This is a genomic window from Herbaspirillum sp. GW822-FHT03A08, assembly GCF_058801885.1.
Window position 1 is genome coordinate 108,835 of record NZ_JBXANR010000005.1, and the last position, 15,771, is coordinate 124,605.

At 59.2% G+C, this 15,771-nt stretch carries 11 protein-coding genes; 6 read left to right on the top strand and 5 right to left on the bottom strand.

Annotated elements, in window-relative coordinates:
* Positions 1-6: 6 nt before the first annotated feature.
* Genes AC1RN6_RS16655 through AC1RN6_RS16665 form a run of 3 tightly spaced genes read right to left on the bottom strand, consistent with a single transcriptional unit; the run spans position 7 to position 3,963 of the window.
* Positions 7-207, bottom strand: a complete 201-nt coding sequence (locus tag AC1RN6_RS16655; RefSeq protein ID WP_493006554.1) for a DUF1656 domain-containing protein — start codon at positions 205-207, stop codon at positions 7-9.
* Positions 197-2,449 carry an FUSC family protein gene (locus AC1RN6_RS16660; protein ID WP_493006555.1) on the bottom strand — a complete coding sequence of 751 codons (2,253 nt, stop codon included), beginning with the start codon at positions 2,447-2,449 and terminating at the stop codon, positions 197-199. Before AC1RN6_RS16660 ends, AC1RN6_RS16655 begins: the two co-directional genes overlap by 11 nt.
* Positions 2,446-3,963: an efflux transporter outer membrane subunit gene (locus AC1RN6_RS16665; protein WP_493006556.1), complete on the bottom strand. Its 1,518-nt coding sequence runs from the start codon at positions 3,961-3,963 to the stop codon at positions 2,446-2,448. The genes AC1RN6_RS16660 and AC1RN6_RS16665 overlap by 4 nt, the downstream gene beginning before the upstream one ends.
* Positions 3,964-4,170: 207 nt before the next feature.
* On the opposite strand from AC1RN6_RS16665, the gene AC1RN6_RS16670 reads away from it, so the two are divergent.
* The 5 genes from AC1RN6_RS16670 (at position 4,171) to AC1RN6_RS16690 (ending at position 10,899) form a co-directional block, all read left to right on the top strand.
* Positions 4,171-5,112, top strand: a complete 942-nt coding sequence (locus tag AC1RN6_RS16670; protein ID WP_493006557.1) for a LysR family transcriptional regulator — start codon at positions 4,171-4,173, stop codon at positions 5,110-5,112.
* Between the two features lie 31 nt (positions 5,113-5,143).
* The gene (gene crcB / locus AC1RN6_RS16675; RefSeq protein ID WP_493006558.1) at positions 5,144-5,518 is read left to right on the top strand and encodes a fluoride efflux transporter CrcB; all 375 of its coding nucleotides are present in this window, start codon (positions 5,144-5,146) and stop codon (positions 5,516-5,518) included.
* 9 nt (positions 5,519-5,527) lie between these two features.
* The gene (locus tag AC1RN6_RS16680; RefSeq protein WP_493006559.1) at positions 5,528-6,091 is read left to right on the top strand and encodes an NADPH-dependent FMN reductase; all 564 of its coding nucleotides are present in this window, start codon (positions 5,528-5,530) and stop codon (positions 6,089-6,091) included.
* Between the two features lie 167 nt (positions 6,092-6,258).
* Positions 6,259-8,850, top strand: coding sequence for an ATP-dependent chaperone ClpB (gene clpB, locus AC1RN6_RS16685; protein ID WP_493006560.1), 2,592 nt, complete (start codon positions 6,259-6,261; stop codon positions 8,848-8,850).
* A gap of 324 nt (positions 8,851-9,174) precedes the next feature.
* Positions 9,175-10,899 (top strand): sensor domain-containing diguanylate cyclase, encoded by a 1,725-nt coding sequence (locus tag AC1RN6_RS16690; RefSeq protein WP_493006926.1) that lies wholly within the window; start codon positions 9,175-9,177, stop codon positions 10,897-10,899.
* Between the two features lie 174 nt (positions 10,900-11,073).
* Here the strand turns inward: AC1RN6_RS16690 and AC1RN6_RS16695 are convergent, their stop codons facing one another.
* On the bottom strand, positions 11,074-13,302 hold the full coding sequence (locus AC1RN6_RS16695; RefSeq protein WP_493006561.1) for an FUSC family protein: 2,229 nt from the start codon (positions 13,300-13,302) through the stop codon (positions 11,074-11,076).
* 138 nt (positions 13,303-13,440) lie between these two features.
* Positions 13,441-13,971, bottom strand: a complete 531-nt coding sequence (locus AC1RN6_RS16700) for a PaaI family thioesterase (protein ID WP_493006562.1) — start codon at positions 13,969-13,971, stop codon at positions 13,441-13,443.
* A gap of 416 nt (positions 13,972-14,387) precedes the next feature.
* On the opposite strand from AC1RN6_RS16700, the gene aceA reads away from it, so the two are divergent.
* Positions 14,388-15,692 (top strand): isocitrate lyase, encoded by a 1,305-nt coding sequence (gene aceA, locus AC1RN6_RS16705; RefSeq protein WP_493006563.1) that lies wholly within the window; start codon positions 14,388-14,390, stop codon positions 15,690-15,692.
* The last annotated feature ends 79 nt before the right edge of the window (positions 15,693-15,771 follow it).

The following is a 15,771-nucleotide window of genomic DNA, read 5'->3' on the forward strand; positions in this document are numbered from 1 at the left end:
TTCAGGCTAACTGTAAATGGCCAGGCCGAGCAGCGCCGCGATGCAGGTGAACAGGCTGACGCGAAACAGCGCCGGATGCCACACCAGGTTGTACAACCCGATGCGCACCAGGACGCGGTCCGCCAGCAGCGCAATGGCGCCGGCCACGATGACGGCCAGCAGCAGCGTCGGCACATAGGCGTCGAAGAAAGAAATTTCACGCGGCATGATTTGCTCCTGAATGGGTTCCCGGGGAAGTGTTGGCGCCACCGTCCCGGTCCTGATGCATGGGTTGCAACGGCGATTGCGGATCCAGCAACGCCGTGCGGATGAAGTGCAGGTAGCTCAGCGTACGCTGCAGGCGATGACGCTCGCTGCGTTCGCGATAGTGCGGGCCGATGGCGCGCTGCACTTCGGCGATGGCGTTGTTGTTGGCGCCCAGCACCACCGCCAGCGTGGCGGGCGTGGGTTGCTCGAACAGCGCCGGCAGGGTTTCGCGCAGGCGATCCAGTGCCGCATAGGCCGATGGCGACAGCAGCTCGGGATTGCCGCTGCGGATGCCGTGCAGCTCGGTGCGCAGCTCAATCACGGCATGGCCGATCTCCAGCGTGGCGAACATCCAGCCGAAGGCGTTCTTGCGCAGCGCCGGACGGCTGCCGGTAACCATGGTGATCTGATGCATCAGGTCGCGCGTGCCGCTTTCGAATTGCAGCGCCAGATGTGCCAGTTTGCCGAAGCAGGCCTGGACGACTTGCTTGCGCAATTGTTTTTCCAGATGGCGTACGGTCCAGTTGGTGGTGGGTGGCAACAGCAGCATGAAGGACACCGTGGTCACGATCAGCGACACCATCAGCGCGATGCATTCGTTCAGATAGCCGGCGGCGTTGAAGTGGGCGAGGTTATCGGGCACCGCCACAAACGGGAAGAAGATGCAGATGCCCAATCCATATCCGGCCAGCGATGGCTTGGTGGTCAGCAGCACGGCCAGCATCAGCACCGGCGTCAGCGCGGCAGCCAGCATCCAGAAACCGTCAAGCTGCGGCACGATATGGAAAGTGTAGAAATAGCCGAGCACGACCGCCAGCGCCACACCCATGGTGACGGTGCGCGTCGCCTTGGCCGGATCCGGCGCGGCCGAAGTGATGGCGCAGAAGGCGGCGGCATTGAGCGCTGCGACATCGCCGCTGGGCCAGCCGCTCAGGATCCAGAACGTCGACAGGCCGATCAGCGTGATGGCGGCGCGGGCGCCGGCAATGCTGGCGATGACCAGACTGGTTTTGGGGGCGTAGGCGTGCTCCCATTGTTCGCGTTCGTGACGGCGTTGCACCAGTGAAGCGTAGGTCAGGGTATAGGCATGCAGCTCGTCGATCACGCGGTACAGCAATTCGGACGCGGTATCGAAATCGAGGATGGCGTCGTCGCCGAACGCCTGCGCATGCATGGCGCGGGTGGTGCGCACGCGGCGAGGCAGCTCCTGCTTATACGCTTCCAGCTTGAGTGCCGCGTCGGCGGCGTCGCTTGCTGTCATCACCGGTTCGCCGCCGCTGCGTGTGAGCAGCGGCTGTACTTCGTGGTAGTAGGGCGAGATCGCATCGATTACAAGTTGCGCAGAAGGATTGCGGCTGTCGTGCAGGCGGTTCATCAACTGATGCAAGGCGTGTACACGGGTCGACAGTGCCATGAACTCGCTGTTCATGCGGGTCAGGCGGCCGCTGCGCAGGCGGATTTCAGGATCTTCAAAAATGGCGGAGCTGCGCAGTGCTTCCAGGCCGATGATATCGCCGACGAAGCGGGCGTTGGTCGCTTCCAGCACTTTGCGGTCCGCCGTGCCGCCCAGCGTGGCGCCGATCAGATCGACGAAGGCGGTGAAGCGGCCGCGGATGATGCGCACCAGGCCGGGGGCGCTGGCTTGCGGGAAGATCAGGGCGCTGACCAGGCCGGCGCAGACGATGCCGACGGTGATTTCCGTCACGCGGGTCATGACCGAATCGAACGTCAGCGCCGGATTGAGCGCTGCCGGGAGGCCGATCAGCGCGACCGTATAGCCGGACAGCACGAAACCGTAGGAACGGAAGTTGCGGTTGTGCGCCGAACCGAGCGTGCACAGGCCGATCCACAAGGCGGTCGCCAGCAGGAACAGTTCCGGCGTCTGCGCGAACAGGCCGACAAAGACGAAGATGGCGACCGAGCCGACCAAGGTGCCGATCACGCGATAAAAACTCTTGGCCAGGATCATGCCGCTTTGCGGCTGCATCACGATAAAGACCGTGATCAGGCCGGAGCGCGGCGATTCCAGATCCAGCCCGTAACCAACCCCCAAGGCCAGCAGGCCGGCAAAGACCATCTTGAAGACGTAGATCCAGTTGGGGAATTCGGTCTGCCACCAGTCGGCGGCGGCTTCGCGCAGCTGTTGTCCGAAGGGAGGCCGGACCGCCGCTGGCGTCGGTGCCGGAACGGAGGGAGTGTTCACGGTGCGACTCCTGCTGCTGCGACCGTCTTGTTAGCGTCAGCAGATGCTGCGCTGTCTTCAGGTGCAGACACTTCCAGCCCGCCGCCAAGCGCAACCGTCAGGCTGGCGTAGGCGCTGAGCTTTTGCGCCAGCAGTTGTTGCACGATCTGCTGCTGACGCAGCCATTGCGTTTGGGCCGTGAGCACGTTCACATAGTCGGTCAGGCCACGCTGATAAGCGCGGGTGGCGATGTCGACGTTCTTTTGCGCGGCAGTGATCGAAAGGTCGGCCTGTACTTGCTGGCGCTTGATGGCTTGCAGCGTCACGATCTGGTCGGCGATGCTTCTGAGCGCCTGACTCAGCAACATGTTGTAGTGCTCGACTTCCTGGTCGTAGCCGGCAGTGGTGGCGCCGAGCTGGCCGCGCAGGCGTCCGCCCTCAAAGATCGGCAGCGAAATCGCCGGGCCGTAGCTGGTCGTGATGTTAGGACCGCTGAGGAAGCTGAACAGGCTGCCGCCGGCCGCTGCCGGACCGATGCTGGCCATCAGGTTGATGTTCGGATAGAAGGCTGCCTTGGCGACGGCTATGCCTTTGGAGGCGGCCTCGACGCGCCAGCGTGCGGCGCTGATGTCGGGACGGCGGCCGATCAGTTCGGCCGGCAACGCGCTCGGCAGGCCGATGCCTGCCTGCAGGTTCATGCTCGGACGGGTGATGCTGTCGCCGGCGCCGGGCCCTTGGCCGAGCAGGGCCGCCAACTGGTTACGGGTGAGCGCGATGTTTTCGTTCAGGGCTTCGATCTGGCGGCGGGTTTCCGGCAGGGGGACTTCGGCCTGGGTGATTTCCATCTGGGTGCCGATGCCGCCCTTGAAGCGGCGATTGGCCAGGTCGAGGATGCGTTGCTCTTGCTTGAGTGTGTCTTGCGTATTGTCCAGCAGACCATATTGCAGCGACAGCTGCACATAGGTACGCACGACGTTGCTTTCCAGATCGAGCTGGGCGGCGCGGGCATCGGCGGCGACGGCGTGGATTTCGTCCTGGGCGCGTTCGGTAGTATTGCGGTTGCGGTCCCACAGATCGAGGTTGTAGGAAAGGCTGAGCGCGGCGGTGTTGTTCCAGGTCAGCTTGTCGCGGAAGCTGGCGCCGTAGTAGACGTTGTCGGACCAGTCTTTACGGCCGATGGCGGCGTCCAGCTGTGCTTGCGGCAATTCGCCGGCATGTGCGACGACGGCCATGGCTTGTGCCTGGCGCACGCGGGCGGCGGCAATCGCCATGCTGGGGTTGCCGGCAACGGCTGCGGCGACCAGCCGGTTGAGCTGCGGATCGGCATAAGTTTCCCACCAGGCGCGCTTGGGCCAGCCGGCTTCAGCACCGGCCTGACGAATGGCGTTGCCGACATCGAGCGTGTTCGGCTGCTGCAAAGCCGCCTGCGGCTTGATGCCGCCGTTGTCGGCGCATCCCGCAAGGAAGAGCAGAGACGTCATGCATAGCGCCAGGAGCGGCGCAGCAAGAAGGCGTTTGTCAGCAGTGGTGTTCATCAGACTATCCCAAAAAATGCAAATATGTAGCGTTTGTCATTCTATTTGGTAACGATCTAGAGAAAAACTGCAGGAAACACAAAGGGTCTTTTCAATTACTGCAACAATGATTGCGCTGTTTTGGGTAACAATGCAGCATCCGGAAAGCCGTTTTGCCTCATTTTGTTGCTTTGCATACCAAAACGCCCGGATTTAAGACAGGAAGATATGGATACCTTGCAAAACATGCGCATTTTCATGCGTGTAGTCGATGCTGGCAGTTTTACGCTGGCCGCGCAACAAATGGATTTGACCACTGCGCACGTGTCGCGCGCTGTCGCCGATCTGGAGCGTCACCTGCGTACGCGCTTGCTCAATCGCACCACGCGCCGCATCGCATTGACCGAGGCGGGCGAGCGTTATCTGCTGCGTTGCGAACAGATCATGTCCTATGTGCAGGAAGCCGAAGCCGAGGCCGGCGACGCCTACGTCAGGCCGTCCGGACGCCTTCGCATCCACACCATGACCAGCTTCGGTCAGCGTTACGTGATCCCGGCGATTTCCAACTATCAGAAGCGCTATCCCGACGTCGCCATCGAACTGACGCTGGCGCAGCGCGTGCCGGATCTGCTGGAGGAGGGATTCGATGTCTCGCTGGTGCTGGCGCGCGAGTTGCCGGATTCCGGCCTGATCTTCCGTCAGCTCGGCAGCATTTACAGCATTCTGTGCGCGTCGCCGTTTTATCTGGAAAAGCACGGCGCGCCGCAAAAGCCGCAGGAACTGCTCAACCACAACTGCCTGCAACTGGTCAGCCCGGTGTCGCCGCTGGACGAATGGATCATGGACGGCCCGGACGGTAAGGAAACGGTCGCCATCAAGTCCAATTTTCACGTCAACGTTGCCGAGGCCATGTTGCTGAGCCTGAAAGAGGGCATGGGCATCGGCGTACTGCCGATTTATTCTGCGGTGGACGCATTGCGTGCCGGGACCATTGTGCGCGTGCTGCCGCAGTACCGGATGCAGCACATGGGGGTGTACGCGCTCTATCCGTCCCGGCAATATCTCGACGCCAAGATCAGCACCTGGGTCGACTGGATGCACGAAAGCGTCGACAAGGCCTTGCAAGACGATCATCAGGCGCTTGACCGGATCACGGTTCATTCGCCATGATCGCGTATTGATAAAAAACAAGGAAACAGCAATGGCATGGCTTGCAGTCGGCTTGGGAGCAGCATTGGGCGCGTGGTTGCGCTGGGGATTGAGCTTGTGGCTGAATGTTGCCGGCCAGGCGCTGCCCTGGGGTACGCTGGCGGCCAACTGGGGCGGCGGCTTCGTGATCGGGTTTCTGGTAGCTTTTTTCGAAGGACACTCGTCGCTGCCGCCGGAATGGCGGCTGTTTCTGGTCACCGGCTTTCTGGGCGGCCTGACCACGTTCTCGACGTTTTCGGCGGAAGCCATGTTGCTGCTGCAACGTGGCGACTATGTATGGGCAGTGGCGCATTCCGGCTTGCATCTGCTGGGATCGATCGCGCTGTGCGCGGCAGGCTTTGCCGTTTATCGCGCCGTGTTTGCCTGAGCCCTGCTGATGGATCGCGCTTTGCGGCCGTTTCAGGTGCTGGCCTTGTCCGGCAGCCTGCGGACCGCGTCCTCCAATACCGCGCTGCTGGAGGCGGCTGCTGTGCTGGCGCCGCCTCAGCTCAGTGTGCGGCTGTATCGTGAATGGGGGGATTTGCCGTCTTTCAATCCCGACAGGGAAGGCGCCGAACTGGTGAGTGTGCAGGCGTTCCGGTCGGCGTTATGCAGCGCCGACGCCATCCTGATCGCCAGCCCGGAATATGCCCATGGCGTGCCCGGGGCTTTCAAGAATGCGCTTGACTGGGTGGTTGGCAGCGGTGAATTCATCAATAAGCCGGTGGCTGCCATCAATGCCTCCGGGCGTGCGATACACGCACAGGCATCCTTGCTCGATACTCTCGCCATGATGAATGCGGACGTCGTCGTGGCCGCTTCCTGCACGGTCGCTTTGCCGACCAACAAGCTCGACCGCGCCGCGATGCTGGCCGATGCCGGGATTGCGGCTGCGCTCCGTGAAGCGCTCCAGGCTTTGCATGGGCACCTCTTTTCGCTGGAACTGTCTATTGGCGGTTGATCCCGTAGTTGCGTAGTTGACTCGGCAGGCGAGCAGCCAGATGCGCGGGATGGTGAGCTCGCAGTTGATCTGCATCAAATTCGGTCAAGTCAGATCAGATGCTTCCTTGAAATACGTCAGCACGGCCCAATTTTCTAAGTATTCAAAATTTGGAGCGAAAGCACATCATGCGTCTCGACAAACTCACAACAAAACTGCAGGAAGCTCTGGCGGATGCCCAGAGTCAGGCTGTCGGCAACGACAACCAATATATCGACCCCGTCCATCTGACACTGGCGCTGCTGGCGCAGGATGACGGCGGCGCCCGTTCGCTGTTGCAGCGCGCCGGCGTCAATGTTGCCGGGCTGACTTCAGCCTTGCAGCATGCTCTGACACGGCTGCCGAAGGTCTCCGGCACTGGCGGCGAAGTACAGATCGGCCGCGAGCTGGTGGCCTTGCTCAATCTTGCCGATAAGGAATCGCAAAAGCATGGCGACCAGTTCATCGCCAGCGAAATGGTCTTGCTCGGTCTGGCCGACGACAAGTCCGACGCCGGTCGCGCTGCGCGTGAAAACGGCCTCTCGCGCAAGTCGCTGGAAGCCGCCATCAGCACTGTACGCGGCGGCGCCAACGTATCCTCGCAAGAGGGCGAAGGCCAGCGTGAGGCGTTGAAGAAATACACCCTGGACCTGACCGAGCGCGCCCGCAACGGCAAGCTCGACCCGGTGATCGGCCGCGACGATGAAATCCGCCGCGCCATTCAGGTGCTGCAACGCCGCAGCAAGAACAATCCGGTGCTGATCGGCGAACCCGGTGTCGGCAAGACCGCCATCGTGGAAGGCCTGGCGCAGCGTATCGTCAGCGGCGAAGTGCCGGACAGTCTCAAGTCCAAGCGCGTGCTGTCGCTCGACATGGCGGCTTTGCTGGCCGGCGCCAAGTATCGCGGCGAATTCGAAGAGCGTCTGAAAGCCGTCCTGAAAGAAATCGCTCAGGACGAAGGCCAGACCATCGTCTTCATCGACGAGCTGCACACCATGGTCGGCGCCGGCAAGGCGGAAGGCGCGATGGATGCGGGCAACATGCTGAAGCCTGCGCTGGCGCGCGGCGAGTTGCATTGCGTCGGCGCCACCACACTGGACGAATACCGCAAGTACATCGAGAAGGATGCTGCGCTGGAACGCCGTTTCCAGAAGATCATCGTCGACGAACCGAGCGTGGAAGCGACTATTGCGATCCTGCGCGGGCTGCAGGAAAAGTACGAAGTGCATCATGGCGTCGACATCACCGACCCGGCCATCGTCGCGGCGGCGGAGTTGTCGCATCGCTATATCACCGACCGTTTCCTGCCGGATAAGGCGATCGATCTGATCGACGAAGCTGCCGCCAAGATCAAGATCGAGATCGATTCCAAGCCGGAAGTCATGGATAAGCTCGACCGTCGCCTGATCCAGCTGAAGATCGAGCGCGAAGCCGTCAAGCGCGAGAAGGATGAAGCCTCGCAGAAGCGTCTGACGCTGATCGAGGAAGAAATCGTCAAGCTCGAGCGTGAATACGCCGATCTGGAAGAAATCTGGAAGGCTGAAAAAGCGACTGTGCAAGGCAGCCAGCATCTGAAAGAGGAAATCGAACAGATCCGCCTGCAGATGGACGATGCGACGCGTAAGAGCGACTGGCAGAAAGTGTCCGAACTCAAGTACGGCAAGCTGGCCGAACTGGAGAAGGCGCTGGAAACGCAAAACAAGCAGGATGCGGCCAGTGAACAGACCGTCGGCAAGCCGCGTCTGGTGCGCACCCAGGTCGGCGCCGAAGAAATCGCCGAGATTGTTGCACGGGCGACCGGTATTCCTGTGTCGCGCATGATGCAGGGTGAACGCGAGAAATTGTTGCACATGGAAGAGGTATTGCACGAGCGCGTGGTGGGACAGGACGAAGCGATTGTTGCAGTCTCGGATGCAATCCGCCGCTCGCGCGCCGGACTGGGCGATCCCGGCAAGCCTTACGGTTCGTTCATGTTCCTCGGCCCGACCGGCGTCGGTAAAACGGAGCTGTGCAAGGCGCTGGCGTCTTACCTGTTCGATACCGAAGAAGCCATGATCCGCATCGACATGAGCGAATTCATGGAGAAGCATTCGGTCGCCCGTCTGATTGGCGCGCCGCCGGGCTATGTCGGCTATGAAGAGGGCGGTTACCTGACCGAAGCAGTACGGCGCAAGCCTTACAGCGTGATCCTGCTGGACGAAATCGAGAAAGCGCATCCGGACGTGTTCAACGTCTTGCTGCAGGTACTCGACGACGGCCGCATGACCGACGGACAAGGCCGTACGGTGGACTTCAAGAACACCGTGATCGTGATGACATCCAATCTGGGTTCGCACAAGATCCAGGCGATGGAAGGCAGCGATCCGGCGGTGGTCAAGATGGCGGTGATGGCCGAGGTCAAGCTGCACTTCCGTCCGGAGTTCATCAACCGCGTCGACGAGATCGTGGTGTTCCATGCGCTCGACGAGAAGAACATCGGGGCGATTGCCAAGATCCAGTTGCATATCCTCGAAAGCCGTCTGGCCAAGATGGATATCGGTCTGGTGATTTCAGATGCAGGCTTGCAGAAGATTGCCGAGGCGGGCTTCGATCCGGTGTACGGTGCGCGTCCGTTGAAGCGCGCGATTCAGCAGGAAATCGAGAATCCGTTATCGAAGCTGATATTGCAAGGCAAGTTCGGTCCCAAGGACGTCGTTCATGTAGGTGTCGAAAATGGTGCACTTTCCTTTACGGCGAGCTGAAATGACTTGATTAAGTTCTTGTAATTATGCTATCTAGTTCCCTGATGTTCGGAAAAATGCCACAGAGAAAACCGGTATTTTTTCATAGCATCAGGGAATTTTTTTGCGTAAACGATTAAACTCTGAGGTCAGAGGACGAAGACGCACCGATTGGACCTTATCTGGTGCGAAATCGTATATAAAAAACAATAAAGCACGTGGTCAACCCGTCGTGGGCGATTATGGCAATGATGGCAATCTTGATGATTCTGCCAACCGGCAAGGGGTGAAATTCTGAAGCAATCTTCATTACAGCGGCTGTTTATTCTGCCGTTTGTGTTTCTGATGTTATGCCTGGTGGTGACGATAGGCTGGTTTTTGTATCGTGCAGGCGACGATGCCACAGAGGTACTGGCGCGCAATGCGCTGATGGATACCATGAGCCGGGTCGGCCAGGCGACCGACCGGCAATTGATGGGTGCGCGCGAAAGTTTGCGTGTGGTGGCCCCGGATCCGATCCCTCCTGCGGAAAAAGGCGGTCAGCCGGTATTGATTCCTTTCCCGAAAGACAAGGCTGCGCTGGAAGAACGCTTATGGCTGGCGAACAGCCTCTTCGACGATCCCAGCTATGTATACTTCGGCGGCGCCGACGGCAGCTTCCTTGGCGTGAAGCAGGAGCAGATGAATCTGTTCATGTACAGCACGCGCGATCCGCAGGGTAAAAACTACGTTTATCATCTGCGCGGTCCCGGGACCACGCCGACACTGATTGCCACGCAGGACTACGAACCGCGCACGCGGCCCTGGTATATCCAGGCGATGCAGCGCAAGCGCGAGACCTGGTCGCCGGTGTTTACCGACTTCCGCCTGAAATTCCTCGGCATCACCTTATCCAAACCGGTATATACGGCGGACAATACCTTGCTTGGCGTCGCCACCAGCAGTATCGGTCTGCGTCGCCTGAGCGAGTTTCTGCAGGCGCTGCCGCTCAGCAAGAACGGTGTTGCCTTCATCATGGAAATGTCCGGCGACCTGATTGCCACCTCGGTGAACGAACCTATCCACAAGGTCAACGGTTCCGACTTCGTGCGGCTCAATGCCGGCCAGAGCAGCTCGCCCATGGTACGCCAGGCTTATGCCGATCTGACGGCTTATATCAAGAAGCAAAAGCTCGAACCCGGGACACTGGTCATTCAACCTCTGCAAGTCAGCGGCCCCAAGACCGAACTGGCATTTCGCTTGCATCACGATGACGCCGGGCTCGACTGGGTGGTGGTCAGTGCGGTCAGCCGTTCGGATTTCCTCGGTTCCGTGACCGGCGGCGTGTATCAGACGCTGCTGCTGGGCTTGATTGCGGTGTGCATGACCTTTGTGCTGGGCTTTGCCATCTTGCGCTGGGTCTTGCGCGACATTCGCAAACTGACGCTGGCGGCAAAGAGCATCGGCAACGGCGAGCCTTTCCCCTCGCTCAACATCGACCGTCGCGACGAGATCGGCCAGCTGGCGCAAAGCTTCCAGGAGATGGAGCGCAACCTGCGCACCGATCGCCTGACCAACGTGCTCAATCGCGATTCCTTCATTGCGCAAATCGACTTCCGTCGTCGCAAGGGCAGTGAAGCTACGCCGCTGCGCTTTGCCTTGCTGTTCATCGATCTGGATAAATTCAAGTCGATCAATGATCAATACGGTCATGACGAAGGCGACAAAGTGCTGGTGTCGGCGGCCTCGCAACTGCAGCATGCCTTGCGCAAGGATGACTCGGTGGCGCGCTTCGGCGGCGATGAATTCGTGGTCTATCTGCACGGCGTGTCGGATGAGGAAATCGCCAAGTCCATCGCTGAGAAGATCCGCAACTTCCTCAACCAGCCGATTGAGGGGCGCGACGGCAACCAGTATGTGGTGGACGCTTCCATCGGTGTGGCGTTGTTCCCGCAGGATGGGCTGGATATCGAGACTTTGCTGCGCGTAGCCGACGAGCGCATGTTTGAGCAAAAGCGTATGCATCGGATCTTGTCGTACGAAGTACCGGCCGCTCCGGATATGCCGGCTGAGCCTGACGAGAAAGATTGATATTGAAGAAGTAAGGCAGCCGCCAGGCCAGCAAAAAAGCCGTGCAAAATTGCACGGCTTTTTTACGTCGGTCTCACTTGGATACGGCTTGCAGGAAAGTTTGTGCAGGCAGCAGTCGTTCGGAGAGAGGCCGGCGGGAAGTGAAAACGGTGGGGTGAAATCTCCGGCCGTGTTTTATGCGAGCTCCGCTTTGCGCAGAATGTTCTCGATGGCGCCGGTCTGCGCGACGATTTCCTGCAAGTCGTTGTCGAGCAGGGCGGAGCGGCGGCGCAGGGTGTGCCAGCCTGACCATTCTGTGGTTTCGGGCTGGGTGGCGAGCGCGACATCTTCTGCTGCAACCGTCTCCGCCAATGGATTGGCGACGGCGGGAGCGACATCCTCGACCGGTACGGTTTGTCTTGCCGTCGGACCTTCCAGAATGCTTTGCGCCTGCAGCAGATGTGCCGTGGCGTTCAGATAGGTCTGCTCGATCAGCTTGTTGACCGGTTCTCGCGGCAGGCCTTCGGCGTGGCGGCGCAGCATGATTCGAAGTGCAGCGATATGAGCAGCGACCAGATAGTTCTGCACCACGAAACGGTTGATCTCGCGCACGGCGCGCTGCTTGCTGATCGGTTCGTCCATCATGCGCACCTGCGCAGAAATCAGCGCCGACAGGCTGTCCATGAAGCCTTTGCGGCACACGCGATAGAAGAAATCGTCACCGACCTTGCCTTCGAGCATGTCGCGGCTGGCCTTGATGTAGCGATGGCTGGCGTGCAGCACGTTTTTGAGCAGACGCGGCAGGTCGCGATATTCCCAGCTCGGCAAGACGTAACTGAAGATGGTGGCGATGGCCACGCCGATGATGGTGTCGATCAGGCGTTCGCTGACCACGCCGTGATGGCCTGCCGGCAGCAGCAGGTTCAGCAGCATCAGAATCTGCACCGAGGCTGCGATCGCCGTGTAGCGATATTTGACGTAGGTGAAGGCGGGCGCCGCCACGCTGGCGATGAACAGGACCGCGAGCAATCCCATCGGGTCGTGTACGAAACGCAGAATCAGCGCGGTGATCAGGCAGCCGATGATGGTGCCGATCAGACGGTCGCTCATGCGCTGCTTGGTCGAGCTGAAATTGGGTTTCAGGATGATGACGATGGTCAGCACGATCCAGTAGCCGTGCGACATGTACGGCAACGCCGATGCGATCCACAGTCCGGTCGATACCGCCAGCGCCACGCGAATCGCAAAGCGGAAGATGGGCGACTGCCAGCGCAGGTTGGCGATCAGCAGGCCGGCCTTGTACTTTTGCTGGGTCAGGAACGGTGTCATGTCCGAACCCGGCAGGATAGGGATGGCGTCAATCGGAGTACGTGTCGCCAGATGCAGTTGGGAGATCAGTTCGATAATGTCGAGGATCTTGTTGTATGTCACGCGCAGCACTGTGATGGCTTCATCCGGAATATGGCCGGCGAGGCTGTCCTGCTGCAGTTGTTGCAATTCGTATTGCACGGCGCGCAGTTCGGCCTTGTAGTTGACTGTTGGCGTGGAAGCGCGTTTGCGGGTGACGGCGTAGGCGATCGATTCGATGTCTTCGGCGGTCTTGTTGGCGAGGTCGCGCAGGAAGATGATGACGTCGGTGTCGCCGAAATGGCTGCGCAGCAGCGCGTAGTCGGCATGCGTCGACAAGACTTGCTCATACAGCTCCAGCATGCTGAGGTGGACGTGCACCAGCAAACCGTCCTGTTTGGTGTGCATGTCGCGCAGCACCAGGTCGCGCGAGGCCTGCAGCTTGTCGGCCAGCACAATCTGCTGGCGTACCAGCGTCGTGAACTGCGCTTGCAGATCGCTGCGCACATCGTAGAAGTCAGCCTTGATACGCAGATAGCGCGCCAGTTCGAACAGGGCTTCCGCCAGCACCTGTTGTTTGACGCGGCGCCGCAGAAAGTACGACACGATCATCGAGTAAGTCAGATAACCGAGGCCGCCGGCGAGGAAGAAACCGGCATGCTGGAAGGCTTCTTCAAACGGCACGCTGTTTTCCATCGACAGTGTCATCACCATCAGCGCGGCGAATTGCAGCGGCAGCGTCTTTTTGCCATACACCACCATCATGCTGGCGAGGAAGCTGACCAGCACCATCGCTACGCTGACCAGCCAGTGGATAGGCGCGCACAGACTGATGACCAGCATCACCAGGGTGCACAGCAGCACACCGGCCAGCATTTCATTGAATTTGTGTCGCAGCGGACTCGGCAGGTCCATCAGGCTGGTACAGAGCGCACCGAGGAAGACCGTCATGGTGGTCTGCATGTCGGCCATGTTGAAGACCAGCATGGTGAGCCCGACGACACCCGTGGCGATGCGCAGGCCGGTATAGAAATAATGGCTGAAGAGGAAAGTGCGTATATCCAGGGCGTAATGCATGTAGGCAGTCGGCGTAAATTTCTATAAACGCCATTCTGACCCTTCTATCTGTAATAGACAACAGATTCGCCACCGGACGTCTGCTGAAAGCGCTGTCGGACGATGTCGCCATTCGTCCGGCATGATTGCTTGATTGACTTACGGCAGCGGAAACACCAGGCAGGTCGTGGTTGCGTGTGCATAAATTTTGCCCTCGACGTCAACGATGCGTCCTTCTGCGATGCCGACGCGATTGCCGACCTGAATGACTTTGCCTTCGGCGCGCACCGGGCCGGTCTTGGCGGTCAAGGCGCGGATCAGGTTGACCTTCAGTTCCAGCGTCGTATAACCCATGCCTTGCGACAGCACAGAGTGCACTGCACAACCGACGGCGGAGTCGAGCAGGGTGCAGAAGTAGCCGCCATGCACGCTGCCCAGCGGATTGTAGTGCTGCTTGCCGGGCGTGCCCTGAAACACGATGCGGCCCGGTTCGCCTTCAATCGGGATGAAGTCCATGGTTTCGCCGATCGGCACCGATGGCAATTCACCATCCCAGATGCGCTGCAGGAATTCCATGCCGGTGCCTGCCTTCAGATCGTCCATTGACGCCACTCCGGGTGCGGCGAGTTTGGCGCGGACTTCGGCTTCACGGGTTTGCCATTGCTTGAGTGTCTCTTCTCTGTTGCTCATGTTTTTCCTTGTCTTTATGGATGAGGTGGATGTTGGTAATGGAGGTGGATTGCCGGTCGCTGAACGTTACTTTTATGATGAAAGAATGGTGCCATTATGCCTTGCCTGTTTTCATTTGCGTGGCCGCAGGCGTGTAATCGATGGCAAAAAACGGTGATTTTTCATGATGCAAAAACATCATTTCATAATGTGAAAAATACGATTGCGCAGCATCATGGATTTATTTCATTTTCAGAAATTTCGTTTCGTATCGCAAAATATAATGTTTAACTTATTGAATAATAAGGAAAATAATTTATTGATATGTCTTATATAAGACATTGTTGCTGCGCACCTAAAAGCCTACTATGAAGTCATGGAATTCACTTTTTGACCTCCATTTTTCGACTACCTGATTACTTTTAAGGAGATTGACCATGACGACACGTGAACAGCAAATTCAGGCATTGGCAAAAGACTGGGCAGAAAATCCACGCTGGAAAGGCGTCAAGCGCAACTACACCGCCGACGACGTGGTGCGCCTGCGCGGTTCTGTACAGATCGAACACACGCTGGCCAAACGCGGCGCCGAAAAGCTGTGGAATCTGGTCAACAACGAACCCTTCGTCAACGCGCTGGGCGCGCTGACCGGCAATCAGGCCATGCAGCAAGTCAAGGCCGGTCTGAAAGCGATTTACCTGTCCGGCTGGCAAGTTGCCGGCGACGCCAACCTGGCCGGCGAAATGTATCCTGACCAGTCGCTCTATCCGGCCAATTCGGTGCCGATGGTGGTCAAGCGCATCAACAATACATTCCAGCGCGCCGACCAGATCCAATGGTCGGAAGGCAAGAACGACATCGACTTCTTCGCGCCTATCGTGGCCGACGCGGAAGCCGGTTTCGGCGGCGTGCTGAACGCTTATGAACTGATGAAGTCGATGATCGATGCAGGCGCCGCCGGCGTCCACTTCGAAGATCAGCTGGCATCGGTGAAGAAGTGCGGCCATATGGGCGGCAAGGTACTGGTGCCGACACGCGAAGCAGTTGAAAAGCTGAACGCAGCGCGTCTGGCGGCCGATGTTTCCGGCACGACCACGCTGGTGATCGCCCGTACCGACGCCGAAGCGGCTGACTTGCTGACTTCCGACGTGGACGACAACGACAAGCCCTTCCTGACCGGTGAACGTACTGTCGAAGGTTTCTTCAAGACCCGTCCGGGCATCGACCAGGCTATTTCGCGCGGTCTGGCCTATTCGGAATACGCCGATCTGGTCTGGTGTGAAACCGGCAAGCCGGATCTGGCCTTTGCGAAGAAATTCGCCGAAGCCATCCACGCCAAGTTCCCGGGCAAGATGCTGTCGTATAACTGCTCGCCGTCGTTCAACTGGAAGAAGAACCTGGACGACGCCACCATCGCCAAATTCCAGAAGGAACTGGGTGCCATGGGCTACAAGTTCCAGTTCATCACGCTGGCCGGTTTCCATGCGCTGAACTACTCGATGTTCAACCTGGCGCACGGCTATGCACGCAACCAGATGTCGGCCTTCGTCGAGTTGCAGGAAGCCGAATTTGCCGCCGCCGACAAGGGCTTCACTGCGGTCAAGCATCAGCGCGAAGTCGGCACCGGTTATTTCGATGCGGTGACGCAAGCGATCCAGCAAGGCCAGTCGTCGACGACTGCGCTGCACGGCTCGACCGAAGATGAGCAATTCTTCGACGGCAAGGAAAAGAAAGTCGCCTGAGGCTGAGTCTCAATCATAGAGAACGACATCAGGCTGGAGAGAATGTCTGAGGAGACTAGGGCGCTATAGCGCCGGTGAT

Coding starts and splice junctions, on each gene's coding strand:
- AC1RN6_RS16670 (WP_493006557.1), top strand. CDS start 4,171: ATGGATACCTTGCAAAACATGCGCATTTTCATGCGTGTAGTCGATGCT.
- AC1RN6_RS16690 (WP_493006926.1), top strand. CDS start 9,175: ATGTTATGCCTGGTGGTGACGATAGGCTGGTTTTTGTATCGTGCAGGC.
- AC1RN6_RS16700 (WP_493006562.1), bottom strand. CDS start 13,971: ATGAGCAACAGAGAAGAGACACTCAAGCAATGGCAAACCCGTGAAGCC.
- AC1RN6_RS16655 (WP_493006554.1), bottom strand. CDS start 207: ATGCCGCGTGAAATTTCTTTCTTCGACGCCTATGTGCCGACGCTGCTG.
- AC1RN6_RS16695 (WP_493006561.1), bottom strand. CDS start 13,302: ATGCATTACGCCCTGGATATACGCACTTTCCTCTTCAGCCATTATTTC.
- crcB (WP_493006558.1), top strand. CDS start 5,144: ATGGCATGGCTTGCAGTCGGCTTGGGAGCAGCATTGGGCGCGTGGTTG.
- aceA (WP_493006563.1), top strand. CDS start 14,388: ATGACGACACGTGAACAGCAAATTCAGGCATTGGCAAAAGACTGGGCA.
- clpB (WP_493006560.1), top strand. CDS start 6,259: ATGCGTCTCGACAAACTCACAACAAAACTGCAGGAAGCTCTGGCGGAT.
- AC1RN6_RS16665 (WP_493006556.1), bottom strand. CDS start 3,963: ATGAACACCACTGCTGACAAACGCCTTCTTGCTGCGCCGCTCCTGGCG.
- AC1RN6_RS16680 (WP_493006559.1), top strand. CDS start 5,528: ATGGATCGCGCTTTGCGGCCGTTTCAGGTGCTGGCCTTGTCCGGCAGC.